The organism is Burkholderia cepacia (assembly GCF_001039005.1).
In the GTDB taxonomy this organism is placed as follows: domain Bacteria; phylum Pseudomonadota; class Gammaproteobacteria; order Burkholderiales; family Burkholderiaceae; genus Burkholderia; species Burkholderia theae.
In genome coordinates, this window is record NZ_LDWR01000017.1 from 119616 (window position 1) to 144674 (window position 25059).

The following is a 25059-nucleotide window of genomic DNA, read 5'->3' on the forward strand; positions in this document are numbered from 1 at the left end:
CCTCTTCCTAGACGTTCCGTTGCCCGTCAATGCCCATCCAAGACGCAAGCTGTGCTGCATAGTGCGACGGCGTGTATGCCGAACAATCGTAATGTCGATCGTCGGTACGCAGGTGACGGTTCAACTCATCGAGTGCGCTCGTCAGGCCGGCCGGCGAATTCCGGTACAGGATCTTGTTGCCGATCTCGCTGCCGAACGTCGACAGACTGCCGATCTCGTGCGCGAGAACCGGCAAGCCGAGCGTGGCCGCCTCGACCAGCACGAGCGGCGCGTTCTCGGCCCAGACGGACGGCAACACCAATGCATCATGTGCGCGCAATGCGTGAAACAGCTCGCTGTGGTCAAGCCGCCCGGCAAAGCGCAGCCGCTGCGCCTGAACCAGATCCTGGTGGCGTGTTTCGAGCTGCGCGCGCATCGCGCCGTCGCCGTAAAGCGTCAGGCTGCCGATACGATGAAAACCGGTCTGGCGCGCCAGTTCGATGAACTCGTGAATGCCCTTCTCCGCATCGAGGCGCCCCACATACGCGAGCTCGAACCGCTCACGATGACACACGCGCGGCGGAAACGGCTCCGCCAGCGTGCTCACCGGGTTCGGCAGCAATGCGGTTCGCGTGATGCCGCGCTGGGCTAGTGCGGTGCGCATATACGGGCTCGGGCACAGGAACAGGTCGAATACGTGTTGCGGATTGCAATACGCGTACACCGCATGCCAGTGCAGTTTCTTCACCGTGTCGTGAATACGCCCTCGAGGGCTCGCAAGCCTGAACAGTCGCGTCGGCTTCGACAGCGCATCGACCGGCACCGGCACCGGACGCCCGTTGCGATAGGCCAGCAGATTCGGGTTGTAAAAGACCAGATGGTAGTCGTGGCACGTGAGATACGTACGGAATCCCTGTTCGCGGCGGCCGCGCGCGAGTACCGGCAGGATCGATTGCGTCAGCAGATTGTGATAGTTGTGCACGAGCACGCGATGCGGGCGCACCTCGTCGAGCAGCGCGGCAAGGGCGTTCGCCGCGGCGCGGTTCCAGCCGCGCGTGAACGAGCCTTCGCCCGGCGGGAAATTCGTCTCGTCGAACGAGTACACCTCGACGCCCGGAATCTTGCGCAGCATTTCGATGGAGGTCCGGTAGACCTCTTCCGCGCCACCCTTTCGCGCGTAGTCATTGATCACGACAATGCGCGTCGCTTCCGCGCGGGAGCCAACCGACGGGAAGCTATTCAATTGAACTTCCCGGACGTCGGTTGAAACATTCGATATCGCGGCACGCCGCCGCCTTCATCACTCGCCACCATCCTCTCCCACTCCGTGCAGTCCATTCCATTCACGTCGGCGACACGAGGTCGCCACTTTCAGCCGCAACGCTTCCGCGCCCGGTCAGTTTCGAACCGGATCCTGCGCCGCGCTGACCTGACGATTGCCGGCCGGCAGATCGCCGCGTTGCCGCGACACGGTCAGGCGGTGCGCAAGCCGGACACAGGGCGCCTCGCAATACCGGTAGCTTGCGTACGACAACGCAATCAACGGCGCAACGGGCACGATCATGTAGACGCCCAGCGGCCACCCGGTCCATTGATAGCGCTCGCACAGCCAGTAAAACCCGAACAACGGAATCGCATGAAACAGGTAAATCGAGTAGCTGACTTCGCCCAGCTTCGCGAACGACCGCGCGCGGATTTTCAGTACCGTCGCCATCGCCGCGAATATCGCGATGCCGATCACGTAAGCGAGCGACGACGGCAGATGAACCAGGTTGTGATGCCGCCAATCGTTGACGGCGCCGATCAGCGCGACGCCCACGATCATCGCCGCCAGCAGGCCAACCACGGATCGGTACGTCAGCGTGATTCCGGCATGCTCGCCGCGCCCCCATCCCACACGCAACACGTCGAGCGGATGATCGTAGGCCTGACGAAAACAGGCACCCCAGAACATGATCGCGAGGTGATAAGGCATGGCCTTGTACTGGCCCAGCGCATTCTCGGGAATGATGCGCAACCCGAGGGTGATCACGAATACCGTGCAGAGCGCGATGCAGACGAGCGCGAGATCGCGCATCCGGTGCAGCCCGCCCCACCAGAACAACACGAGACACAGCACGTAGAAATACAGTTCCGTTTCGAGCGTCCAGTAATGCCCCATGACCGGCTCCTGCCCGAACGCGGTCGGAATCATCGTTGCGTTGGCAACGAGCAGCGACGCGCTTACCGGTTTTCCGAACAACGTCCAGAAGACGAGGCAGCCGACCGGAATGGACAACCAGAACGCCGGATACAACCGCAGGAAGCGACGGATCAGGAAGCGCCGCGTGCCTTGTCCAGCGGCGCCGCGCAAACTGCTCGGAATCAGCAGACCGCTGATGCCGAAGAACACCACCACGCCGATCCGCCCGAAATTGACCGAGCGTTGCAGCGTGTCGAGCCACTGTTGGGCGCCCGCCAGCGCGACGAACCGCTCGGCGTAGTGTGTCCAGATGACGAGCAGGACCGCGACGGCGCGCATCGCGTCGATATGATCCAGACGTCCGGAGCTTTTCGAGTTCATCGTTGGGGTCGTGTAGTGGGCAGGCAGCGTGGCCAAGGACAGGCGAGTTACCGTATCACCGCCCCCGCTCGCCGACTGTGCGACATCTGACATAGCCCCGTGACGACACCGCGTGCCGTCGGGCAACAATAAGGCCGGCGCGCGATACGACACCGGCGCCGGCCTCGCATCACGCGGGCGATCCGGCCTTGACGATCCTGCCGAGCGGCGCGCGGCGGGAATCGAGGCCCTTGACGAATTCGCTGCACAACCCGATCACCTGTTCGGCCGCATGCGAACTGAACAGACTGTGATCGAGATCGTCGAGCACGACCGTGCGCGCACCCGAGAAGCGCGACAGCCGCTTTCCACGCGGGCCGAAATACATCGTCATCAGGTCCAGGCTGCTGTCGTATGCGCCGCAGACGAACAGCGTGCTCACCTCCTTGCGCTGCAGCGTGCGCAGGATTTCATGAGGATCGACCGGTATCGTCTGCGCGCACGACCATCCGGCGATCCGGTGTCGCCACGCGCCGATCCGGACCGCCGCAAGCGTCGCCACGCGCTGCAGGACGAGCCGGACGAACGGCATGATCTTTCGATCGCCGCACAGCACCTGCTTCCATTTCTTCAGCTCGAAGAACGACGACCGGTAACCGGCGATCGAATTGGGTCGATGCCTGCGCAACGCGTCCGTCGGCATGTCGTCGGGCATATGGAAACTCTGCAGGTTCACCGAGATGACACCCGACAGCGCGCGCCCCACGAGCGCCGCACGCAACGCGCTGTACGCCCCCGAGCAGATGCCGAAGGACACCACATGGCGATACCCTTGTTCCTTCAACCAGTGGGCAGCCGTCGCGACATCGTCGACGACGGTACTCGAATAGACCGGCGCGCGGGCACCGCTCCCGGAGACACTATCGCCGATCCCGCGTCCGTCGAACCGCAGCGATGCGATACCGCGGCGCGCCAGCTCACGGGCAATGCGCACCGATAGCCGGCTGTCGCCGACATGCGCGCTGGCCGACGTGTTCGTGATCAGCAGAACCGGGCCACGATCGCGCATGGCCGGCGGCAGGCACAGAATGCCGAACAGGCCCGCAACACCGAACCTGACCGGCTGTTCGCAAGCTTCCGGCGTCCGGAGCATCAGGCCGGCATCCCAGTCCGCTTTCAACGCGACGCCGGACGAAGGCACCTGCCCGGCCGCCCTGGCCGCGATCCAGTCGACCACGGCGTCGAGTACACGCGTCGGCATGCTCGAGAACGTCGTTTCCTGCATGAACGCGGCGTAGCCTTCGAACGGCCTTGACTCGACTTCACCGCCCAGCGCGTCCAGCTTCTGTTTCAGCGCTTCGCTGCCGCCGACATTCACGTCGACGATCAGCGTGTCCGGCGCCGGTGCGCGTACGCAATCTTTCAACGCATCGACCGCGTCGAACGCGTTGAGCCGCGCACGAAACACCGGACTGTAGATCTGCCCGAGTACGTTGAACGGTGCGTCTTTCGGTTGGGCCTCACGCAATGGCGCCGGCAACTGGTCGAGCCAGATATTGCGCATGATCGACAACTCGCGCACGTAGCTGCGCCCGCTCGCCACCGGCGCCAGCAGCACGAGCGCGTCCACGTCGCATTGGTTCGCCGCGAGCAGCGCGAATGCCGCGCCCAGCCGCAGGCCGCACAGCGTCACCCGGGCGACGCCCGTTTCTTCGCGAAGCCGCGCGATGGCCGCGCGCACATCGTCGACGGCCGTCTCGAACTGGTCGCTCGCGCCATCGGCCCCGTCGGAATCGCCCGTTCCGCGGTAATCGAAACGCAGCACCGGAATCCCGCTGGCGGACAGGCGGTCCGCCAGGCTCCGCATGCCGCCGTGACTCCAGACGGATTCGTGCCCGTAAGCGTTGCACAGGACGACACCCCTCGTCCCTTCGCCCGGATGCAACCATCCGAACCGCCCGCCAAATATGATCGGTCTCATTTTTAATTAGGTATCGGTGAAGAATGGGATATGGCGTCCTCCAGCCGAGCGGTTGAATCGATCGGCCGAAGGACGGCAAGTCGCTCGCGGAAGGCTCTCCCCTTTCCGGTTGTCACGCATCCCCATGCGAGGGTCCGGAAGCCGGCCATCCGCGAACCGTTCAGATCACGACGTCGAGGCCCTCCTTTCGACTGCGCCGGCTTTCCGGTTGGATCGGGCGCGGCGCGCTGCCCGGCCCGTCACGACGGGCTGCCCGGCGCGGGCGCGATCAGGTCGCGCCAGCGCCGATCGAATACCGACATGCTGAAGTGCTGCTCGCAATAGGCGGCGAATCGCGTCGCCGCTTCGACGACCTGCACCAGATCCGCGGACGGTTCGGCGACGAACCGCTCCAGTCGCGCATCGGTCATCGCAAGCGCGTCGTCGTGGAATCCGAGGCCCTCGTACGCGGCTTCGTTCCCGACCGGCACGCACCCGTACGAAATGGCTTCCAGCACCTTCGATTTGATGCCGCCGCGAAGGAACGCGGGGCACAACGCGATGGAGGATCCGGTATAGACGTCCGCCTGCGTCGGCGCGAATCCGGCGAATTCGACGTTCGGAACGGGATCGTATCGACCGGTCATGCGCCCGAAAATCACCAGCGGCGTGGCCGGCTTGACGCGCGCCCATAGCGCCACCAGGTACTCGATCGCGAGACGGTTCTGCAACTGGCGGTCCGAACCGATAAACACGAACCGGAACGGCGCCGCCGGATGACGCACCGGTTTCAGCGAGTTCATCGGCGGCGCGATCACATGCGTCTTCACGGCTTCGTCGTCGGTAAGCGACATCCTCAATGAATGCGCGTCTTCCGCGGAAACGAGCGTGACGGCATTCGACGACCCGATCGCCGCGCGTTCCTGCCGCTTGAGCGCGAACGCTTCATAACCCAGGAACGCGTTGCGGATCATCTTCGCGTTGGCGAGCCTGACGAACGGCCCCGGAATCGACTTTTCCAGATACCCGGCCGACAGCGGAAAATCCTGCTCGCGCAGGATGTTCGCGCGGCGCGACATGAGATCGTCGAAATCCACGACGATCCGGCATGCGGGCACGTTGCGCCGAACCAGGATCGCGTAATCCACCAGCCGGATGCCGTCGAAATAGATCACGTCCGGCTTGAATGCATCGACGGCGCACAACAGCGCCGTCCGCTTGCTCGGGTGCGAGAACATCGCCACCTGAAGCGCGCACGGCGCACCGCGCAACACGCTCCATCCGACGCGCACCGCCGCGCCGATCTTCGCGCGCAAGCCTCCATCCTCGAACACGGACCGAATCTTGAATTCGGCCACTTCCGTCTGGTCGCCAAGCGCCTTCCGGATGAAGCTCAGCGTACGCTCCCGCCCGTTCGTCACTTCCTGCGGAATGTCCCGCGTCATCACCATCAGCACTCGACTCTTCACGAGCGGCCCCTCCATCGATCCGAAACTCTCTTCATTCCATTCACTGCATGCGAATCCCGGCGCTCGCGTTCGGCCGATTGCCGGTGCGGCAAACCACGGGCTGCCCGGAAGCGGTTCTTCATGAGCGCTCCCGGTTGTACGCAAGATTCCCGAGAACGATGCACCAGAAGGCGACCAGCGATACGGCGATGCCCGTCGACGGCGCATACATCACCAGCGAGCGCGGCATGACGAACGGCGCGGCGACGATGGCCGCGACGATCAACACCTGCTTGATCATGATGAGCCGGTAACGACGCACGGCCAGCAGCCACGTGCTCAGCCCCGCATCGACGAACGTGGCGATCGAGCATCCGGTCGCGTAGATCATGATCGGCACACCCTGGACGAACGCGGGCCCGTAGATCATCAGGAACACTTTCTGGCCGATGAAATAGCTGCCCACCCACGCGACACAGCCGACCAGGCCGAGGTACAGGCCGAGCTTGAATGCCTTGGCACGCACGAGCGACTCGGTCCGCGCCGTAAAGACCATGCTCGGCGCCAATGCCAGCGCCAACGTCGTGCCGACCGAATTCCACTGCTCGACCAGCGAGGCCGCCGACGCGTAGATACCGAGATCCGCCTTGGAGACCAGCACGCCGAGCAGCAGCCGGTCCATCCGCAATACCAGGACACTGGCCGCGATGGCCGGCCAGATCCTCAGCCCGCGCACGACCAGCGCTTTCGTCACGGCTGCGTTGCCGCGAAACGATTTGGGCGACTTCAGCGCCAGCGAGCGATAACGACTGAACGGTGCGACTGCGGCCACGCACGCCTCGAGCGGCCACGCGAACGCGGCCACGATCACGCCCATCGACGCGTGTGCCGCGACGTACAGCCAAAGCACCCGGACACAGCTCGCATAGGCCCTCGCCCGCGTGATGACCCACGGCTTGGATTCGGCATAGGCCATCAGCGAGCCGAGCGCGATCGGCTCCACGATCAACGCGAAGGCCGCGATCAACGTGAGCTCGGACACGCTCGACGGGCGCATGACGATCACCACGATGCCCATGAACAGCAGCATGACGGCCAGCGTCAGCGTGAGCCGCAGACGAAACGCGCGGTAGACGACCATGTGCCGCAAACGCGGGTGCTTGCCGAGGATCGGCTGGATCACCTGCGCGCCGAAGATCAGCGCGACGCTGCCGATCACATAGGCAAGCGACAACGCGAACTGCAGTTCGCCGAACAGGCGCGCGCCGTAGATGTTCGCGAACAGGTGATTGCTCGCGATCGCGGCGAGCGCTCCGATGATCTTTTCGCACACCACGCCCGCGAACGACGAAAACAGAAGCCTGACGAACGCGTTCAAGATATCCTCGTCCCCGTCGCATCGGCGTTCGCATGCCTCGCGTCGATGCAAACCCACCAGATCAGCGCGATCAGCAGGTAGAAGAGCGTGCGCGCGCCGAACAGCGTCCAGTAGTCGCCTTGCTGGATCGAGTAGGTTGCGTACGCAAAGATCTTCGTGGTCAGCCACAGCATCACGACGCCGCCGCGCATCGCGACCTGAATCAGCATCGCGCTCACCGCACCGTATATCACGCCCGTCAATGCAACGAAGAGCGCTCCGCCCGCATAACCGAACCAGTAGACCGGCACCGCCATGTTTCCCATCGTGAACGTGACGTCGTCGAACACGTAGGCCTTCAGGATCTCCGGCGTGCCGTACGACAGCATCAGGTCGCGCAAGCCGCTCACCGGCGCATCGCTGAAGAACGTCGGTTCCGTGAAAGAGGTGAGCGATGCCACGAAACGCCCGAACGCCGCCATCCCGCCGAGTGCCGGCGCGCTGAACAGATGCGCGTCGCTATCCACCACGTACCACGCCTGCCCCTGCTCGAGAAAACGCGACATCACCGTTTCGGCGACATCCAGCCCCTGCCCCTTGTACGCGTAGAACAAGGACACGCTGCCGATCACGAGCGCGACGGCCGAGCCGATCCCCAGATAGCGCATCACCGGCTTGCCGTTCATCGCCTGAATCGCGATGAGCGGAGTCAGGACGGTCATGCACACATGCAATACGGCCATGAACTGCTCGCCGTGCAACGCCTCGAGCACCAGATCGGCGACCATCATGAAGATGGACACCCATCGCACGGTCTTGTTCGAACTCGTGCAGAAGGTACTGAGCAGCACGGCAACGAAGGTCTGGTTGTTCAGGAACAGGTTGAACAGCGTACTGTTCGACGCGTCGTTGCGCAGCGCGTAGCGGTTGACGCCGCTCAGCACCGAGAAGCCGCCCGTCAAGCCCGCCAGCACGCCCGTGGCGAGGATCGCGGCGACCAGCCCCAGGCCGAGTGCGACACTGATCGGCTGGAGCGTCATCCGCGCGCGGATCGGCGCGTGCGCGGTACGCACCTTCAGAAACCGGTTGAACCCGAACAGTGCGCACGCCACGAAAATCACATAGAACGACAGCAACCGGCTGAACGCGCCATTCGCGACGCCGAAGATGTCCGTTTCCCGGAGAAACCCGCCGGATTCGATCCCCACGCCGGCCACGAAAGCGGTCAACCCGATCACCAACATGTAAAGCATTGACACGGCGAACACCGGGCGCGCGACGATCAGCGCGATCACCCCCGCCACCGCCAACAGCAACGTACAGGTCGCGCTCGGTTCCATCGCGCCGAGCGCCGGCAGCATCGCGTTGACCGTCAACGCGAGCAGGAACAGCGTCGAGACAGTCAGCACCAATGCCGCTTCGACCCTGCCGTCGGCTCGAATCGTTCGCATCACCGCCTCTTTCACGCTTCGGCCCGGCTTGCGCGCGAGCCGTCATGCACGGCACGGTCGAGCACGTCGTGCAGCTGCGCGCTAACCGCGCGAGACGAAAAACGCTGTGCGTTCGCCCGCCCGTCGCTCACCAGTCTCGCGCGGAGTGTCGGGTCGCCCGCGACGCGATCGATCTGCCGGCCCCATTCGGCGGCATCCATCGCATCGGCCACGGCCACGAACGAATCCCCCATCGTGTAGCGATACACCGGCAGATCCGATGCGACGACCGGCACGCCGACGAACTGCGCCTCGATCACCGTGCGGCCGAAACCTTCGTGCAGCGTCGGCGACACATACAGGTCCGACGCCTGGAAGAAATAACCAAGATCGTCGTCGTCGACGTTCTCGACGAAATGGGCGACGATTCCCGCCTGCGCGGCGATGGCCCGGCACTCGTCGCGGTTGGCCTGGTTTTGCGCACTGCCCACGCGCAGCACCACGACGTCCTTGCGCCCGAGCGACGCCAGCGCGCGAAACAGCGTCGCGTTGTTCTTGCGCGTTTCATCCGAGCCGACGTTCAGCACGACCAGCGCTTCGCCGATCCGGATGCCGAAGCGCGCCAGCAGCGCCGCGCGCGCCTGTTCGCGCACGTCGGCGTCGATCGGCGCATAACGATCGTCGAACGCATTGGGGACGACCTGCATCCGGTCGGCCCGAATACGAAGCTCCGCCAGCGCCTCTTGCGCCGTCACCTCCGACGGCGCGAGCACCACGTCCGCCGTCGCGATCAGCGACTGCGTCAACCGCATATACGCGTTCTTCAGCTTCTCGACCACGCCGCGCACCTGCCCCGGATGCTGCACGTGATGAAGCACGATGCCGACCCGCCCGCCGACCCACTGGATCAGCGGAATCATGAAGGCCAGGTCTTCCTGGTACAGCATCACGAAGTGCCCCGCGCGCGCCGCGGACACCGCGCGCAGCGGATACAGCACGAACTGCGTCCAGTAGCGCCGCAACGAACGCGGCTCGGCCGGAATGTCGATCGGCTCGACGTCGAATCCCGCCAATGCCGGGATGAAATCGATACATTTGAGGCTGTATCGCATCACGCCATTCCAGCTCACCGGCCGCGGCCCGAGAAACCACACGACCCGCACCGCTTGCGACGCGCGTCGCAGTCCATCCTTGCTTGCCATCGAATCACTCATGCGATGCGCTCCTCGCCCCATTGCATCGGCTCGCCCGCGCGATCACGTGCGTACCGCGGCGAAGCCGGCGCCGATTCGGCGAACGCCCTGCAACGGCGACGGCTCGAAGCCGTTGAACACCAGCCCGTCGACGCGCACGCCGACCTTGCCCAGACTCTCGAGCGCATCCGTGATGCCGGCCGAACTGGCCGAACCCTGGCGCGCCACCAGCAGCGTCATGTCGGAGATGCGCGACAACGCGGCGATATCGGCGACCGGAAGCGCCGACGGCGCATCCACGACGATCATGTCGTACCGGCCTCGCAACGACGCGGCCAGCTTGTCGAGACGAGCCATGTTGAACAGGTTGCGCATCGACGTACCCTGCTTGCCGGCAGACAGCGCATCGAGGTGTTCGGTCGCGCGGGTGATCGCCTCCTCGGCCGGCAGCGAACCCTTCAACACCTCGGACAGCCCCTTCGTCGCGGTCACCGGAAAGTAGCGATGCAGCCCCGGCGCGCGCACGTTGGCGTCCACGATCACCGTCTTGAGCCCCCGCTCGGAGAACAGGTAGGCGAGATTGGCGGCAATCATCGACTTGCCCTGCGCGGGCGCCGCGGACGACACCAGCACGATCTTCGCGTCGCCGCCATAGGCGGCCAGCCGGTGCCGCAACGTCAGCGCGAGGCTGTCCATCGCATCGGCCAGCGGCACGTCGGCCGGCTCCTTCGTCGCGATGAAGGCCGGCGTGCGGTGCGCATCCGCGTCGGCCTGGCGTCGCGAATTCGGCAGGATGCCCAGCATCGGAATACCGAGTGCGGCTTCCAGGTCGTGCGGATCGCGAATGCGCCCCGACAGCAATGCACGGCCCTGCGCGGCCAGGAAACCCAGCATCAGCCCGATCAAGGCACCGGCCAGGATCGCGACCAGGCGCTTCGGCCGGACCGGCTTGTCGCTGACGACCGCCTTGTCGACGATCGACGCATTGCCGACCGTCCCGGCTTCCGCAATCTGCAACTGCTGCGTGTTGTTCAGCAGCCCGACATAGAGCTGATTGTTGACCTCGACGTCGCGCGCCAGGCGCAAGTACGTCTGTTGTTGCGACGGCAGGCGCGCCGCCTTGTCCTTCAGCACGGCGGCCTGCTTGTCGAGTTCCTTCAGCTTGTTGGACGCCGCGACGACCTGCGGTTGCCCCGGAACGTATTTCGACAACAGGTCCTGGTATTCGAGCTTGGTTTCGAGCCGCGATTTGTCGACGAACGCGAGCTGCTCGACCAGCAGCCTGACGTCGCCCTGCGCATCGATCGAACCCTGCTGATTGCGAAACGCGTTCAACGCCTGCTCGGCCTGTTGCAGCCGGGCCTTGACGATCGGCATTTGCGCGTTGAGGAACGTGAGGCTGCGCTCCGCATCGTCGGCGCGTCGTCGCGCGTTGAAGCTCAGGTAGGCCGCGGCGATCGCATTGAGCATGCGGGCGGCGACGATCGGATCGGCATCCTCGAAACTCAGTTGCATGATGCCCGACTGCCGTTTCGTCTCGGTCACGCCCAGTTTCTTCAGGATCGCGTCAACGCGAACGTCGGTGGCCACGCGCCGCACGCGGAATTCCGCACCGGGGCGCGCGATGATCCGCGCCACGTCGACCTGATAACCGTTGCTCGCGCTCGGCACGCCGACCACCCCGCTCAGCACTTCCTGTCCGTTACGGTCCTTCAGCTGAAACCGGTTGTCGTCGAGATAATCGAACTCCAGTGCCTTGCCGATCTGCGCGGACGGGACCTCGAACGTCCTGAATTCGAGACGCTCGCCGCCCCACGCCCACGACGACATCCCGAGCGGCGGCTCGGCGAGACCATTGGCGTCCTTCGACAGGAACGCGCCGATGAGGCTGCCAACGAGCGGGAAGTGGTTCTCGACCGACACATCGGCCTGGGCGGCCGTCGCGTTGATCGCTTCCATCACGACCGAGCGCGAGCGGACGATGTCGATTTCGCCGACCACGGCCGAATTCTGAATATCCAGCGCCTTGGAGATCGACGACAGCGAACCCAGCGCGCTGGCCTTGTTTTCCTCGATCTGGATCAGCGTGTCGGCCGAATACACCGGCGTTGCCGCGATCGCATAGACGATCGCCAGCAGCAGGCATGCCGCGACGACGGCTGCGAAGAGGCGCCCGTTGTCGAGCACGTTCTCCAGCAAGTCGATCGGCGACAACCGCGTCACATGCCGGGAAACAGGTTTCGTTTCGTTTTGGTGCCCGGTCATTGCAGGTCGGTCCATCTTCATGCTGAACTCCAGAATTGAAGATCCGGCTGGCTTCGCCGCTTTACGCGCGTTGTTGTTCACATTCATTTCTTTGAAAATCCGGCTGAAAACCCTTCAGTGCCGACCGGGAATCCACCGCGCCGGAAACCTGAATTCCCCGGATGTTTCCGCTCGAATCGGCGCAACGGCCCGCAAGCCGTTATCGTGGCCTCGTTCATTTCATTCCGGTATGCGGCCGTCGATCCTGCCGCCACGCCTAAACACGCGCGGCTGCGATTCCGGTCTGTTCCAGCGCCGCGCCGATGTCGGACAGCCGCGTCACGACGTCGATGCCCGATTCGGTTTCCGCGCGACCGGGCCGGTCGCCGACGAACAGGAAACGACGCCCCACGCCGGCGCGCGCGCCGGCATCGAGATCGGATGGCTTGTCGCCGACCAGGATCGATGCGGACATATCGAGGCCGAGATCGCGCCGTGCGTCGTTCAGCATCCCGGGCTCCGGTTTCCTGCACGCGCATGCTTGCCGGTAGCGGCCCATACCGGCCACCGGGTGATGCGGGCAGAAATAGACGCGGTCGATTCTCGCGCCGCGCTCCTCGAAACTGCGGCGCATCCAGTTCATGAACGCGACAAACTGCGACTCCGAAAAATATCCGCGGCCGATCCCGGCCTGATTCGTCACGACGACCACCCGGTGGCCGGTCGCATTGGCCAGCCGCACGAGATCGAAGATGCCGTCGACGAACACGCAGTCTTGCTGCCGGTGGACGTAGCCGTAGTCGACGTTGATCACGCCGTCGCGATCAAGAAAAAGGGCTTTACGCTTCACTGGTCCCGGTCTCCAGCATCAGCGGAATGACGGTTTGCGCACGCGAGTAATCCGCCGGCACCCCGATATCGATGAACTCCGTGACCTCGGGGAACACGCGAATGTCGAGCGCGGCGACCCGCTCGCTCAGGAAATCCTGTTCGAACGAGAATTTCGCCGGGAGATCGAAGCCAAGCAGCGTGCGCGCATTGACGACATACGTGCCCGCGTTGATGTAGCCCTGCCCCGGACGCTTCTCGCGGAACGCCGACAACCGGCGCGACGCCGCATCGAAATCGAGCGTGCCGTAACGCGAAGCATCATCGACCTGTGCGGCCGCCACGACGAGATCGGGGCGCGTCGCGCGATAGAACGCAGACAACGCCCTCAGATCCAGATTCGACAACGTATCGCCATTCATCACGATCATGTCGGGCGCACCGTGGGCCTTCATCGCGTGAACGATCGCGCCGCCGGTGCCGAGCGGCTCGTCTTCCTCGATCACCGAAATCGCGAGCCCGAAGTCGCGGGACGTCACGAGTTCCTTGATCGGGCCGCTGCCGTAGCCGAGCGACAGCACCACGTCCGTCACGCCCTGCTGCAGGAGCCCTCTCAGCATCCAGCCCAGAAACGGCTCGCCATCGATCGACGCGAGCGCCTTCGGCATCGCGTCGCCCAACACCGGGCGCAGCCGCGTGCCGAGGCCGCCCGCCAGGATCAGGCATGGCAACATCGCGTTCATCCGAAGATCCGCTCTTCGACGATGCCGCAAATGATGTGGCCGCACACGAGATGCCCTTCCTGGATCTTCGGGGTCGACGCGGACGGAATCTCGATGCTGATGTCGGCACGCTGACGCATCTCGGCGGCACCGGGCCCGTTGCCGGTGAACCCGACCGAAAACATGCCGGCCGCCTTGGCCACTTCCAGCGCACGGAGAATGTTCGGCGAACGCCCGGACGTCGAATAGGCCCAGAAGATGTCGCCGGGACGCCCCGTCGCCTGAACCTGGCGCTCGAACAGTTTCTCGTAGCCGTAGTCGTTGCCGATCGCGGTCATGACCGAGCTGTCCACGGTCAGTGCAAAGGCCGCGAGCCCCGGCCGGTCGAAGTTGAAACGGCTGACGAATTCGCCGGCGATATGCTGGGCATCCGCCGCGCTGCCGCCATTGCCCGCGAGCAGGATCTTGTTGCCCGTGCGCAGCGCCGCCGTCACCCGATCCGCCACCTGTTCGATCCGCGCCAGTTGCTCGCGGTCGGACACGAGTGCCGTCAAAACCGACAGCGTCTGGCGAATTTCACTCTCTACTCCGATCGTCATTGATTCTTTCTCCACGACTGCGCGCCGATATCCGTGAACGTGCAGTTAAGCACCTGGCCGTTGATCCCTTTGTACGCATCCAGCGCACGCATCACGGCCGACCGTTCGACCGGATCGACGAAGAACATCATGAAACCGCCGCCGCCGGCGCCGGACACCTTGCCGGCCTTCGCGCCGGCACGGACCGCGACCTTGTACAGGTCGTCGATCATCGAGTTCGAGATGTTTTTCGCCATCCGCTTCTTCGATTCCCATGCGTCGCGCATCGACGCGGCGAACGCATCGAAATCGGCGCGCAGCACGGCCTCTTTCATCCGGACGGCTTCGTCCTTCACTTCGTGCAGCGCGGCCAGCGAATCGACGACACCTTCCGTCACGTTGCTGCTCTGTTCCTTGATGATGTTGGCCGACTCGCGCGAGACGCCGGTGTAGTACAGCACCAGCGACGCCTCCATCTCGGCCTTGATTTCCTGCTTGATCCGCAACGGATTGACGATCACGCGGTCGCCGTAGAACTCCATGAAGTTCAGCCCGCCGAAGGTCGCCGCGTACTGATCCTGCTTGCCGCCGGCCAGCCCGAGATCCTCTCGTTCGATGTCGTGCGCGAGGTGTGCGATGTCGTATTCGCCGAGCGGCAACGACAGCAGTTCGCAGAACGCCCTGACCAGCGCGACGACGATCGTCGACGACGATCCGAGCCCCGATCCCGGCGGTGCTTCGGAGCACGTCGTGATCGTGACGGCCAACGGGTGGCCGCCATGAAAATCCCTGACGATCCGGTTGTAGACGCCGACGTGCAACCCGAGCCCGTTCTGCACCTCGAGCACCGGCGATACGGGGCCGATCCAGCGCGTGTCGGTATCGGCCGCCACCAGCTCGACCTTCGCGTCGTCGCGCGGCGCGATCGATGCATACGCGAATTTTTCGATCGTCACATTGAGCGCCAGACCGCCGAACCGGTCCGAATAAGGCGGCACATCCGTTCCGCCGCCGCCCAAACCCAACCGCAAAGGAGCCCTCGAACGGGCAATGAAGCGTGTCATGAAATTTCTCGCAGGCAATGAGTCGGAAGCCGGCGCGATGCCGAGCCCGACCCGCACATTCGTCGTTCATGCCGGGCCGCTCGCCTGACGCATCGCGCCGGGCACCGGTGCCGGAACACGAATGCGCATGACCAGGAAGCTGCTGCCTTGCCGCCGGGAATGCGCGACCATGTTCGTTGGCGCAACTATGCGATAGATGCGCAACACGCTGCGTGCGATGGCTTACATTAAGCCGTCTCCGCGAAATGGAAGCGGCCAACCTGCGTTACGCTCTGTTCGCGATCGGTAATCGCGACGTGCGAATCGGCATCGAAATCGCCGCCACGTCCCCGGCCGGGCATGCAAACGTCAATCCGTCATTGCCAATTTTTGACAATCGATTCCGGAAGCGACGTCGCCATGAAGAACGGATCGATTGCCGTGGATTTGAATGCCATCAAGGAGCGTCACGACGATTTGCAGAGCGAATCGGGCTCGCGACAGCAAGCCCGAATTCGATCCGGATACCGTATCAAATGAACGGCCGCCGACGTGTTGCGGCGACGACTGCGCCGGGTAGTCGTTGTTTCGCAATCTGCAGGCAAGCAGCCCGATACGCCGACATCGACGTGACGACCCGAATTTCCTGATTCAACGATGCTGGATAAAAAAATGAACAACGATCGACCGTTCGATGCCGTGACGCCGGGTCACCATCGCACTGCCATGCGCCGCGTGTGCACGGCCCTCTCCTTCGCGACCGTCGCGATGCTCTCCGCCTGCACGTTGGTGCCGGGGCAGCACATGAGCTCGACCGCGTTGCCGGTCACGACCGCCGACAACGGCGACGTGACCAGCGACATGCAGGTGCCGGTCAAGCAGATCGACCTGACGCAGATCGAGCGGATCCGGGCCGAACAGAAAAGTGCGCCCGCGACGTCCCTCCCACCGAACCTGTTTGCGAAGCCGGACATCTACCGGATCGGTGCCGGCGATGTGCTGCAGATCACGGTATGGGATCACCCGGAATTCGCCACGGCCGCGGGGCAACCGGTGCAGAACACGAAGGCCGCGGATGCCGCGCCGGGTTTCGTCGTCGAAAACAACGGCAACGTGCAGTTTCCGTACGTCCCGCGCCCGATCCGCGCGGTCGGGAAAACCGCCGCGCAGATTCAGCACGAGGTCACGAACGAACTCAGCAAGGTATTCGTCAAGCCGCAGGTCACCGTTCGCGTGGCGTCGTTCCGCGCCACGCAGGTCTATATCGACGGCGAAGTGCGCAACCCGGGCGCACAGGCGATCAACGACATTCCGATGACGCTGATCGAAGCCGTCAGTCGCGCGGGCGGCTTCGCGCCGACCGCGGATCAAAGCCGCGTGACGATCACCCGCAATGGCACGATCTATCCGCTGAACGTCGCGCGGATGATGAAGACGGGGAAGAATCCTGCGGACATCATGCTGAAGCCCGGCGACATGCTGCATGTCGGCGCGCGCGACGACAATCCGGTGTACGTGATGGGCGAAGTGGTCAGGCCGCAAGCCGTTGCACCGCTGCGCGACGGTTCGCTCACGCTGAGCGAGGCGCTCACGCAGGCCGGCCAGATCAACCAGCAGACCTCGAATGCGAAGCAGGTGTTCGTGCTGCGCAAGGACGCCGACAGCGCGCCCGTCATCTATCACCTCGACATGGAGTCGCCGGTTTCGATGCTGCTCGCGAACCAGTTCCCGCTGGCCTCGAAGGACATCGTCTATGTCGACAACACCGGGCTCGTCCGCGCGAGCCGCGTGCTGAACCTGCTGTTGCCGGCGATCAGCGCGGGCTTGACCGGCGCACTCGTCACCAAGTAACGCTCCACATGCCGGCCGGGTCGCACGGGTCTCCGCGCACCCGGCCCGGTTCGATGCGCACGCAACGAGCCGCACCGCCCTCGTCGTCGCATTCTCCCGCTCAAACGCCCGTCCTCAGGTACTTCTTACTCCGCGCTGCCGCTGCAATCGGGAACCATGACCGTCTTTTCGTCGCGTCTCAGGGCCGTGTCGAATAAAGATCGTACGTATCGGTATAAACACCGATGCTGTAGTCAAACTACATTCATACCATTAGTCGCTGCAGAGAATCGCTACATCCGATTCGGCAGCGTCGGGCGGCCTGTGCGTCGCCGCCCGCGTTGACCGGTCGAGCCCAACCGGCCGTAACGATTCCCCGCCTGGCCTGGCATGCCGACGCGCAACCACCCTGCATCGCCAGCCGAATGCGTCCGGTGCGAATCCACCGGACGTGCGCAGCTCCAGACATCATTCGAACAACCGGCAATACGATCATGGAGAGCAACATGCGGGACAAACTCTGGCCGGCCGTCGTGCTGGCAGCGACCCTCTGCACCAATGCCTACGCAAGCAACGCCGATTTCAACTCGCAGGGCGACGCCACCGATGCGTTCGCGTCGGCCGCCGCGCAACAGCGCGCCGACCGGCTCGTGCGCAAGATGACGCTCGACGAGAAACTGCAGTTCATTCATTCGCAATACGAAATGTCGAAAGTGCCGGGCGGTGGCGCCGGCTACATCCAGGGCGTGCCGAGGCTCGGCATTCCCGATCTCAACATGGTCGACTCGGCGACCGGTTCCGGCAGCACGTCGCAGGCCAGCACGACGTTCCCCGCGACGATCGCCGTCGCCGCGAGCTGGGATCGCCGCCTCTCGTACGACTACGGCAAGCAGGTCGCGATCCAGTTGCGCGCGCAAGGGTTCGGCATGGGCCTCGGCGGCGGCACCAATCTCGCGCGCGAGCCGCGCGGCGGCCGCCTGTTCGAGTATCTCGGCGAGGATCCGCTGCTCGCCGGCGACCTGCTCGCCGAACGCACGCTCGCCACGCAGCGGCAGAAAGTCATCGCGACCATCAAGCACTACGCCGGCAACGAACAGGAGCACGGCCGGATGGGCGGCAATACGCAGATCGACGAACGCACGCTGCGCGAGCTGTACCTGCTGCCGTTCGAGATCGCCGCGAAGCGTGGGCGGCCCGGCAGCGTGATGTGCAGCTACAACCGCCTGAACGGCGCGTATGCGTGCGAGAACAACCACCTGCTGAACGACGTGCTGAAGAACGAATGGGGCTTCCAGGGCCAGGTGCAGTCCGACTGGGGCGCCACGCACAGCACCGCCGCCGCGATCAACGCCGGGCTCGACGAGGAAGAAGACGTCGGGACGACCGTGTACCTGACGCCGACGGCCGTCAAGCAGGCGATCGCGAACGGCTCGGTGTCGACCGCGCGCCTCGACGACATGGTGCGACGCAAGCTCGCCGTGATGATCCGCGTGGGCGTGATGGACGATCCTGCCAAGGGCGGCGGCACGATCGATTTCGCGGCCGCGAACCGGTTTTCGCAGGCGGCCTCCGAGCAGTCGATCGTACTGCTGAAGAACGACGGCAACCAGTTGCCGCTCGCCGCGTCCGCGCTGTCGCATATCGCCCTGATCGGCGGCCATGCGGATGCGGCCGTGCTGTCCGGCGGCGGCTCCGGCAACACGCGCGACCCGGTGTCGGGTTCGTTCGCGGGTTGCGGCGGCCTGACGTTCGGATCGTCGACCGGATGCAGCTGGTGGCGCAATCCGTGGCTGAAGGTCGACGTGCCGATCGTCGCGGCGATCCGCGCGCTCGCGCCGGCCGCGCAGGTCACGTATGCGGGCAACAGCGACCAGCAGTCACCGTTCCGCGCGTACACGCAGCAGGAGATCGACCAGGCCGCGGCGCTCGCGGGCCGTTCGGATGTCGCGATCGTCGTGGTCGCGCAGCCGGCCGGCGAAGATTTCGGCGATCTGCAAAGCCTGAGCCTTGCGAACCCGTCGAACCAGGATGCGCTCGTCGAAGCCGTTGCGCGCGCGAATCCGCATACGATCGTCGTGGTCCAGAGCGGCAATCCGGTGCTGATGCCGTGGAAGGACCAGGTATCCGCGATCGTCGAGGCGTGGTATCCGGGCGAAGCCGGCGGCAAGGCGATCGCGAACGTGCTGTTCGGCGCGGTCAATCCGTCCGGCAAGCTGCCCGTCACGTTCCCGGCGCGCGATCAGGATTCGCCGACCTGGGGGCAAAACGGCGCGTTCGACACCGATCCCGTCTACGCGGAGAAGCTGAACATGGGCTATCGCTGGTATGACGCGCGCAACATCAAGCCGATGTTCGAATTCGGCTACGGGCTGTCGTATACGCACTTCGCGTATTCGGGGCTGTCGGTGTCGCGGCAATGGGACGGCTCGCTGAGCGTCGCGTTTACCGTGCGCAACGACGGGCGTGTCGCCGGCGCGGAAACGCCGCAGGTCTATCTCGGCGTGCCGTACAAGGACGAGCCGCCGAAACGGCTGGTCGGCTGGGAGAAGATCCGGCTGAATCCGGGCGAGGCGCGGCATGTGCGCGTCACCGTGTCGCCGCGGATGCAGAGCGTGTGGGATACGTCGCGCAACGGCTGGCGGTTCGTGTCGGGCGGGACGGTGTATGTCGGGGCGTCGTCGCGCGATATCCGGTTGCAGGGTAACTGAGCGTGACGTGAAACGGCCGGAGGCGCCGCACGTATCGTGTGCGGCACCTCCGGCCATCCGACGGTACGACGGCCGCATCGCATCGCGTGCCATCGGCTTGTGCTGCAGCGTCAGCGGACGCGCCCGCCCGCTGACGACCTTTACCGCAACATCAGCGCGAACACCGTCGTCAGCACGGCGATCGCCGCTATCGCCGCCGTTATGCCCGCCAGATGCGCGGCAACCGCCAGGCCGGCGGGCAATCGCGTCGATGGTGCATCGCCCGCGCTGCCGGACCATCGGCCGCGCACCGCCGGCCGGACCCGCGCACGCGACGCAAGCCCGGCCATCACGCGCCGCTCCCTTCCAGCGTGTCGAGCAACGGCCTGGCCAGATGCATGACCTGATACACGGTGCCCGCGCCACTGTCGTCCGGCTCATGTTCCGATACGCGTATCCGCGTCAGCCGCCAGCGTTGCGGATCGAGGCTGACGGCCGCTGCGACCACGCCCTGCCGCGCGGCCGCTTCGCGATTGCGCGCAACCTCCGTTGCAAGCGTCGCATCGAGATCGGCATCCGCCGGAATATCCACGGTTTCCAGACGGGCGAAACGCGCCGTCGCCGCGCTGCCCTTGCGCGCATCGAGCGCGACCTGCACGTCGATCGGCGCGCGTCCGAAGCTGTCCGTCACGACCCGATAGCGGCCGTCCGTCACGAACTCGGCGAATGCGCGGTCGTTGCGCCACAGGTAGAACGACGCGTAGCCGTTTTCCGTCGCGCCGTAGCGGCCGGCCTCGCGCAGCAGGAACCCCTTGAACAGCAGCTCCGGCGTGTCGTCCCACAGCTTGCCGCGCTCACGGACGCGATTGCGGATGATGTCGAGGTCGTAGTCCGCCGGCAGGCGGTGCACGTAATACGCGGTCAGCATGGTCGACTCCTGACGAAAGAAACGGGGAGATTCCGGACGGCTTGAAAACAGCGTAGAAGACCTTGAATCATTTGAAAAGAAGATGGCAGAATATTTCAATGATTCAATTCTGAAATGGATGAGTGTGCGATGAAAACGCTCGACATCGAAGCCGTGCAGGCGTTCGTGCTGACCGCCGACCTCAAGAGCTTCACGCGGGCCGCCGAGGCGCTGGACACGACGCAGTCCGCGGTGAGCCTGAAGATCAAGCGGCTCGAGGACGGGCTCGGCCGCCGCCTGCTGGAACGCACGCCACGGCAGGTCCGCCTGTCGGCCGACGGCACCGCGTTTCTCGAGCCGGCGCGCGAACTGGTGGCCGCTCACCAGGGGGCGGTCGGCGCGTTCGGCACCGGCCAGCGGCGGCTGGTGATCGGCGTGAGCCACCATGTCGTCGGCGCCGATCTGCCGATGCTGCTGCGGCGCATGAGCGAGGCGGAGCCGGGGCTCGTGCTGGAGATCCGGGTCGCCGCGTCGCGAGACGTGCTCGATGCATTCGACCGCGGCCAGCTCGACGCCGCCGTCGCGCTGCAGCACGACAGCCGGCGGCTCGACGGCGAAACCATCCTGTCGGAATCGTTCGGCTGGATGGCGGCGGCCGATTTCGAGTACCATCCGCCGCAACCGCTGCGGCTCGCAACGCAGGCCGAACCCTGCAGCGTTCGCCGCATGGCGGTCGGCGCACTCGACGAAGCCGGCGTCGCATGGACGGAAGTCTTTGTCGGCGGCGGCGTGGCGACGATCGGCGCGGCGGTGTCCGCGGGGCTGGCCGTCGCGGCGCTCGGGCATCGCGTGGCGCCCGCCGGGACGGTCGACGTTGGCGCGCAATACGGATTGCCGCCGTTGCCGACGCGCGAGGTGGTGCTCTACTCGAGCCAGACCGATGCCCGGGCCAGGCAGGCGCTGCGCACGCTGGGCGCGGCGCTTCGGTCGTCGGTAGGCGTGCGGTGACGGCACGCGCGGCATCGGCGAGCCGGCATGCACGCCGGACCCCGAACAAAGGCGCGTTCGCAGGACGTTTCGCCGCCCTCCCGCGTCGCACGCGGTATGCTTCGGCACGCGCCGCGCATCCGCCGCGGCCGAGACAGACAACACCCGGAATACCGGCAGGCGCTGACATCGATCGCGCCTGCCCCTGACGATCAACGTGACCTACACCCTATCCGCTCCCCGCACGACCGAACTCGAGATCCGCAAGAGCCGCTTCATCGCGTTCGCGATTCCCGTCGACGACCGCGACGCCGCGATGCAGGTGCTGCAGCGCCTGCGCAACGAGCATCCGGCGGCCACCCACGTGTGCTGGGCGCTGCTGGCGGGCGGCCAGTCGGGCATGTCGGATGACGGCGAGCCGTCGGGCACCGCGGGCCGGCCGATCCTCGAGGTGCTGCGCCACCACGATCTCGACGGCGTGCTGGGCGCGGTCGTGCGTTACTACGGTGGCGTGAAGCTCGGTGCGGGCGGGCTGGTGCGGGCCTATACGGATGCGATCGCGTCGGCGCTGCTCGACGCCGAGCGCGTCGAACGCATCCGCCAGACGCGGCTCGCGATCGAGATCGGCTACCCCGAGGAGGCGCGCGTGCGCCGCTGGGTCGAACAGGCTGGGTATGAACTGGTGGACAGCGCGTACGGGATGACGGTGAAGCTCGTGATCAAGCTGCCGGAAACCGCCGAGGCGAATGCGAGAACCGAGCTGTTCGATCTGACGCAGGGGCGATCGGGCTTCCCGGCGCTGTGAAGCAACGGGTAAGACGCCTGCCTTTCACCGCCCTGCCGATCGCGAGCCGGCAAGCGCGCCGCCCGCACGGCGCGCACACCGGATGAATGCCGGCGTCAGTAAGTATCCGGCACGATCATGGTGTCCGGCACCGGACGACGACTGTAATCCTCGTGATGCTCGCGCTGCGGCAGATCGATCGTCGGGCGCGGCACGTCGTGATACGGCACCTGGCCCAGCAGATGGTGGATGCAGTTCAGCCGCGCGCGCTTCTTGTCGACGGCCTGCACGACCCACCACGGCGCCTCGGGAATATGCGTCCGCGCCAGCATCTCTTCCTTCGCGACCGTATACGCTTCCCAGCGGCGGCGGCTCTCGAGGTCCATCGGGCTCAGCTTCCACTGCTTGAGCGGATCCTCGATCCGGCTCTGGAAGCGCGCCTCCTGTTCATGATCCGTGATCGAGAACCAGTACTTGACGATCTGGATGCCGCTGCGCACCAGCATTTTCTCGAACTCCGGCGCAGACCGGAAAAACTCCTCGTACTCGTCGTCGGTACAGAAATTCATCACGCGCTCGACGCCCGCGCGGTTGTACCAGCTCCGGTCGAACAGCACGATCTCGCCGCCGGCCGGCAGATGCGCGACATAACGCTGGAAGTACCATTGCGTGCGCTCGCGGTTGTTCGGCGCCGGCAACGCAGCCACCCGGCACACACGCGGGTTCAGGCGCTGCGTGATGCGCTTGATCGCGCCGCCCTTGCCTGCCGCGTCGCGCCCCTCGAAGATCACGACGAGCCGGTGCCCGGTGTTCACGACCCAGTCCTGCAGCTTCACGAGCTCGCCCTGCAGCCGGAACAGTTCGCGGAAATACTGCTTGCGCGCCTCGCGACGCTCCTGCGAGAACAGCAGGTCGTCGCTGTCGTCGAAGCGGCGGTCGTCGAGCTCCATCTCGAGCTCTTCGTCGTAGGCATCGACCAGGTCTTCCTCGAAGCGGCGCTGGCGCGTCTCCAGCGACTCCATATCGGTGAGGTTGTCGGTCTCGGTGCGGGTATCGTTTTCGCCCATGGGGCCTCCTTCCATCATTGACGCAGCCAAACTCGACCATTATCCCAGTGTCGCGCGTCAAATTCATGAAAACGGCCGCTTGCCCCCTCAGAATCGGAACGAGAACAGGACGCTGGCCAGCACGGGGTTCGCCGAAATGTCGAACGTGTTCGACGCGAGCTGCCGGTTCGGCTGGTCGATGTCCAGCGTAATCTTCGTACGTAACGGGATATACGTGACCATGCCGGTGACCCAGAACCGGCGCGTGATCTGGTAGCTCGCGCCGACGGTGAAAACCGGCTCCCAGACGCTCTTCACCTTGGCCGACACATTGGTCTTCCCGGACAGCAGCAGGTCGCCGCCGGCATCCCAGATCCGCTGGAACAACGCGGGATCGAGCAGCAGCGACTGCAGGCTGCCGATGTCCGCGCCCGCCGCGAGCAGCCCGCCGAGCGATGCGAGCTTGCGCTGGAACACGGGGTTCAGGTTCGTGTTTGTGAAGCGCGTATAGCTGATGCCGATGCCCGCGAACGGGCGGAAACGATCGTCCCGCTCGCCGAGGTAGTACTTGAACACGACGGACCCGAGCCAGGCGCGCGTGGTCGCGAGCGGGTTGCTTTGCGGGTTCGCGAGATCGATCAGCGGCAGGCGCCCCTTGACACCGGAAAAAATCCGGTCGAGCGGCAACCCGATGCTGCCGTGCCCGCGCAGCGTCAGCACCGGCGGAATGCCGCCGCCGACTTCGGCCGCCCAGTTCTCCGAGAAAAAGTGAGTGAACGTGAACGCCAGCGTGTTCGTATTGCTGAGCGACAGGCTGGAGCCCTGGTTCTGGAAGCTGTTCAGCCCGAGCGCATCGGTGTGCGTCGTCACGGGCGTCGATCGGCCGGTCGTCGCGATGAAGTGCCAGCCGAGGCCGACCATGTTGTGATCGTCGCCCATCAACTGCTCCAGCAACGGCGGCGCCTGCGCGGCCGGCAGATCGGGCAGGCGCGACGGATCGACCGGATGCAGTTCGTACGGCATCCGGTCGGCGTGCACCACGCCGCCGGCCCGTGCGTCATCCGCCGTTGCATCTTGCGTCGCGGCCGGATCGCAACCGCCGGCCGCGCCGTTGCCGTCGAAGCCGATGCCGTCCGCGCCGTCGTCGCGCGACGCCGCGCATGCGCGCCCCGCTCCGCCGGCACGCTGCCCGAGCGTGATCTTGCGAGCCGTCAGCGGAACGTCAGGTTGCGGCACCTCCGCCGAACCGTCGCGCCCGCCGCGCGCCGGCCCGGCATCGGTCGCCCATGCGCTCGCATCGAACCCGTCCGCATCGCCGCCCGGCCAGAAGCCGATCCCGTCGGCGCCGGCCTGCCAGCGGGTCTGCGTGTCGCCATCCGGCTGCGGCGCGCCGTGCGCGGCGGCCGCGCACGCGAACAGCGTCGCGCCGAGCCAGCGCGACAGCGGACGCACGGAGCCCGGCCGCGCGCGGCGGCATTCGTCGCGACGCGTCAT

General features: G+C 65.3%; 20 protein-coding genes. 4 read left to right on the forward strand and 16 right to left on the reverse strand.

All coding sequences use genetic code 11. From position 1 onward, the window contains the following. Nucleotides 1–7: 7 nt before the first annotated feature. The 12 genes from VL15_RS10595 to VL15_RS10650 all read right to left on the reverse strand — a co-directional run bounded on the left by VL15_RS10595 (nt 8) and on the right by VL15_RS10650 (nt 15345). Nucleotides 8–1171 carry a glycosyltransferase family 4 protein gene (locus VL15_RS10595; protein WP_419188657.1) on the reverse strand — a complete coding sequence of 388 codons (1164 nt, stop codon included), beginning with the start codon at nt 1169–1171 and terminating at the stop codon, nt 8–10. Nucleotides 1172–1375: 204 nt separating this feature from the next. Further along, nucleotides 1376–2542: an acyltransferase family protein gene (locus VL15_RS10600; protein WP_048245434.1), complete on the reverse strand. Its 1167-nt coding sequence runs from the start codon at nt 2540–2542 to the stop codon at nt 1376–1378. A 169-nt stretch (nt 2543–2711) separates the two neighbouring features. Next, nucleotides 2712–4502: an alpha/beta fold hydrolase gene (locus tag VL15_RS10605; protein WP_048245435.1), complete on the reverse strand. Its 1791-nt coding sequence runs from the start codon at nt 4500–4502 to the stop codon at nt 2712–2714. 239 nt (nt 4503–4741) lie between these two features. Next, nucleotides 4742–5950: a glycosyltransferase gene (locus VL15_RS10610; protein WP_196319572.1), complete on the reverse strand. Its 1209-nt coding sequence runs from the start codon at nt 5948–5950 to the stop codon at nt 4742–4744. A gap of 118 nt (nt 5951–6068) precedes the next feature. Then, nucleotides 6069–7307 carry a hypothetical protein gene (locus tag VL15_RS10615; protein ID WP_048245437.1) on the reverse strand — a complete coding sequence of 413 codons (1239 nt, stop codon included), beginning with the start codon at nt 7305–7307 and terminating at the stop codon, nt 6069–6071. Next, a complete protein-coding gene (locus VL15_RS10620; protein ID WP_048245513.1) occupies nt 7304–8737 on the reverse strand; it encodes a DUF6418 domain-containing protein in 1434 nt (477 codons plus the stop codon). The genes VL15_RS10615 and VL15_RS10620 overlap by 4 nt, the downstream gene beginning before the upstream one ends. Nucleotides 8738–8748: 11 nt before the next feature. Next, on the reverse strand, nt 8749–9930 hold the full coding sequence (locus tag VL15_RS10625; protein ID WP_196319573.1) for a glycosyltransferase: 1182 nt from the start codon (nt 9928–9930) through the stop codon (nt 8749–8751). A gap of 42 nt (nt 9931–9972) precedes the next feature. Then, nucleotides 9973–12195, reverse strand: coding sequence for a GNVR domain-containing protein (locus VL15_RS10630; protein ID WP_080970789.1), 2223 nt, complete (start codon nt 12193–12195; stop codon nt 9973–9975). Between the two features lie 235 nt (nt 12196–12430). Then, on the reverse strand, nt 12431–13003 hold the full coding sequence (gene gmhB / locus VL15_RS10635; protein WP_048245440.1) for a D-glycero-beta-D-manno-heptose 1,7-bisphosphate 7-phosphatase: 573 nt from the start codon (nt 13001–13003) through the stop codon (nt 12431–12433). Next, on the reverse strand, nt 12993–13724 hold the full coding sequence (locus tag VL15_RS10640; protein ID WP_053077617.1) for a nucleotidyltransferase family protein: 732 nt from the start codon (nt 13722–13724) through the stop codon (nt 12993–12995). Before VL15_RS10640 ends, gmhB begins: the two co-directional genes overlap by 11 nt. Further along, complete coding sequence (locus tag VL15_RS10645; protein WP_048245441.1) at nt 13721–14302, reverse strand: D-sedoheptulose-7-phosphate isomerase; 582 nt, start codon at nt 14300–14302, stop codon at nt 13721–13723. Before VL15_RS10645 ends, VL15_RS10640 begins: the two co-directional genes overlap by 4 nt. Then, entirely contained in the window at nt 14299–15345 is a 1047-nt protein-coding gene (locus VL15_RS10650) for a dehydrogenase (protein WP_048245442.1), read from the reverse strand. Before VL15_RS10650 ends, VL15_RS10645 begins: the two co-directional genes overlap by 4 nt. A 651-nt stretch (nt 15346–15996) precedes the next feature. Between VL15_RS10650 and VL15_RS10655 the strand changes: the two genes are divergently transcribed. Together VL15_RS10655 and VL15_RS10660 are read left to right on the forward strand one after the other, a co-directional pair. Continuing rightward, on the forward strand, nt 15997–17175 hold the full coding sequence (locus VL15_RS10655; protein ID WP_048245443.1) for a polysaccharide biosynthesis/export family protein: 1179 nt from the start codon (nt 15997–15999) through the stop codon (nt 17173–17175). 485 nt (nt 17176–17660) lie between these two features. Beyond that, nucleotides 17661–19862, forward strand: a complete 2202-nt coding sequence (locus VL15_RS10660; RefSeq protein ID WP_048245444.1) for a glycoside hydrolase family 3 C-terminal domain-containing protein — start codon at nt 17661–17663, stop codon at nt 19860–19862. A 140-nt stretch (nt 19863–20002) separates the two neighbouring features. On the opposite strand, the gene VL15_RS10665 is transcribed toward VL15_RS10660, so the two are convergent. Both VL15_RS10665 and VL15_RS10670 read right to left on the reverse strand, forming a co-directional pair. After that, on the reverse strand, nt 20003–20191 hold the full coding sequence (locus VL15_RS10665; RefSeq protein WP_048245445.1) for a hypothetical protein: 189 nt from the start codon (nt 20189–20191) through the stop codon (nt 20003–20005). Then, the gene (locus VL15_RS10670; RefSeq protein ID WP_048245446.1) at nt 20191–20769 is read right to left on the reverse strand and encodes a DUF4865 family protein; all 579 of its coding nucleotides are present in this window, start codon (nt 20767–20769) and stop codon (nt 20191–20193) included. The genes VL15_RS10665 and VL15_RS10670 overlap by 1 nt, the downstream gene beginning before the upstream one ends. 129 nt (nt 20770–20898) lie before the next feature. Between VL15_RS10670 and VL15_RS10675 the strand changes: the two genes are divergently transcribed. After that, nucleotides 20899–21756: a LysR family transcriptional regulator gene (locus VL15_RS10675; RefSeq protein WP_048245447.1), complete on the forward strand. Its 858-nt coding sequence runs from the start codon at nt 20899–20901 to the stop codon at nt 21754–21756. Nucleotides 21757–21952: 196 nt separating this feature from the next. Further along, nucleotides 21953–22540, forward strand: a complete 588-nt coding sequence (locus VL15_RS10680) for an IMPACT family protein (protein ID WP_048245448.1) — start codon at nt 21953–21955, stop codon at nt 22538–22540. A gap of 95 nt (nt 22541–22635) precedes the next feature. On the opposite strand, the gene ppk2 is transcribed toward VL15_RS10680, so the two are convergent. Both ppk2 and VL15_RS10690 read right to left on the reverse strand, forming a co-directional pair. Beyond that, the gene (gene ppk2, locus VL15_RS10685) at nt 22636–23586 is read right to left on the reverse strand and encodes a polyphosphate kinase 2 (RefSeq protein WP_048245449.1); all 951 of its coding nucleotides are present in this window, start codon (nt 23584–23586) and stop codon (nt 22636–22638) included. A gap of 87 nt (nt 23587–23673) precedes the next feature. Beyond that, the gene (locus VL15_RS10690; protein WP_048245450.1) at nt 23674–25059 is read right to left on the reverse strand and encodes an OmpW/AlkL family protein; all 1386 of its coding nucleotides are present in this window, start codon (nt 25057–25059) and stop codon (nt 23674–23676) included.

Excerpts from the sequence above, each read along its gene's own strand:
- VL15_RS10600 (WP_048245434.1), bottom strand. The coding sequence starts at position 2,542 with ATGAACTCGAAAAGCTCCGGACGTCTGGATCATATCGACGCGATGCGC.
- VL15_RS10605 (WP_048245435.1), bottom strand. The coding sequence starts at position 4,502 with ATGAGACCGATCATATTTGGCGGGCGGTTCGGATGGTTGCATCCGGGC.
- VL15_RS10620 (WP_048245513.1), bottom strand. The coding sequence starts at position 8,737 with ATGCGAACGATTCGAGCCGACGGCAGGGTCGAAGCGGCATTGGTGCTG.
- VL15_RS10625 (WP_196319573.1), bottom strand. The coding sequence starts at position 9,930 with ATGAGTGATTCGATGGCAAGCAAGGATGGACTGCGACGCGCGTCGCAA.
- VL15_RS10630 (WP_080970789.1), bottom strand. The coding sequence starts at position 12,195 with ATGAAGATGGACCGACCTGCAATGACCGGGCACCAAAACGAAACGAAA.
- VL15_RS10640 (WP_053077617.1), bottom strand. The coding sequence starts at position 13,724 with ATGAACGCGATGTTGCCATGCCTGATCCTGGCGGGCGGCCTCGGCACG.
- VL15_RS10645 (WP_048245441.1), bottom strand. The coding sequence starts at position 14,302 with ATGACGATCGGAGTAGAGAGTGAAATTCGCCAGACGCTGTCGGTTTTG.
- VL15_RS10650 (WP_048245442.1), bottom strand. The coding sequence starts at position 15,345 with ATGACACGCTTCATTGCCCGTTCGAGGGCTCCTTTGCGGTTGGGTTTG.
- VL15_RS10655 (WP_048245443.1), top strand. The coding sequence starts at position 15,997 with ATGAACAACGATCGACCGTTCGATGCCGTGACGCCGGGTCACCATCGC.
- VL15_RS10660 (WP_048245444.1), top strand. The coding sequence starts at position 17,661 with ATGCGGGACAAACTCTGGCCGGCCGTCGTGCTGGCAGCGACCCTCTGC.
- VL15_RS10665 (WP_048245445.1), bottom strand. The coding sequence starts at position 20,191 with ATGGCCGGGCTTGCGTCGCGTGCGCGGGTCCGGCCGGCGGTGCGCGGC.
- VL15_RS10670 (WP_048245446.1), bottom strand. The coding sequence starts at position 20,769 with ATGCTGACCGCGTATTACGTGCACCGCCTGCCGGCGGACTACGACCTC.
- VL15_RS10675 (WP_048245447.1), top strand. The coding sequence starts at position 20,899 with ATGAAAACGCTCGACATCGAAGCCGTGCAGGCGTTCGTGCTGACCGCC.
- ppk2 (WP_048245449.1), bottom strand. The coding sequence starts at position 23,586 with ATGGGCGAAAACGATACCCGCACCGAGACCGACAACCTCACCGATATG.
- VL15_RS10690 (WP_048245450.1), bottom strand. The coding sequence starts at position 25,059 with ATGACGCGTCGCGACGAATGCCGCCGCGCGCGGCCGGGCTCCGTGCGT.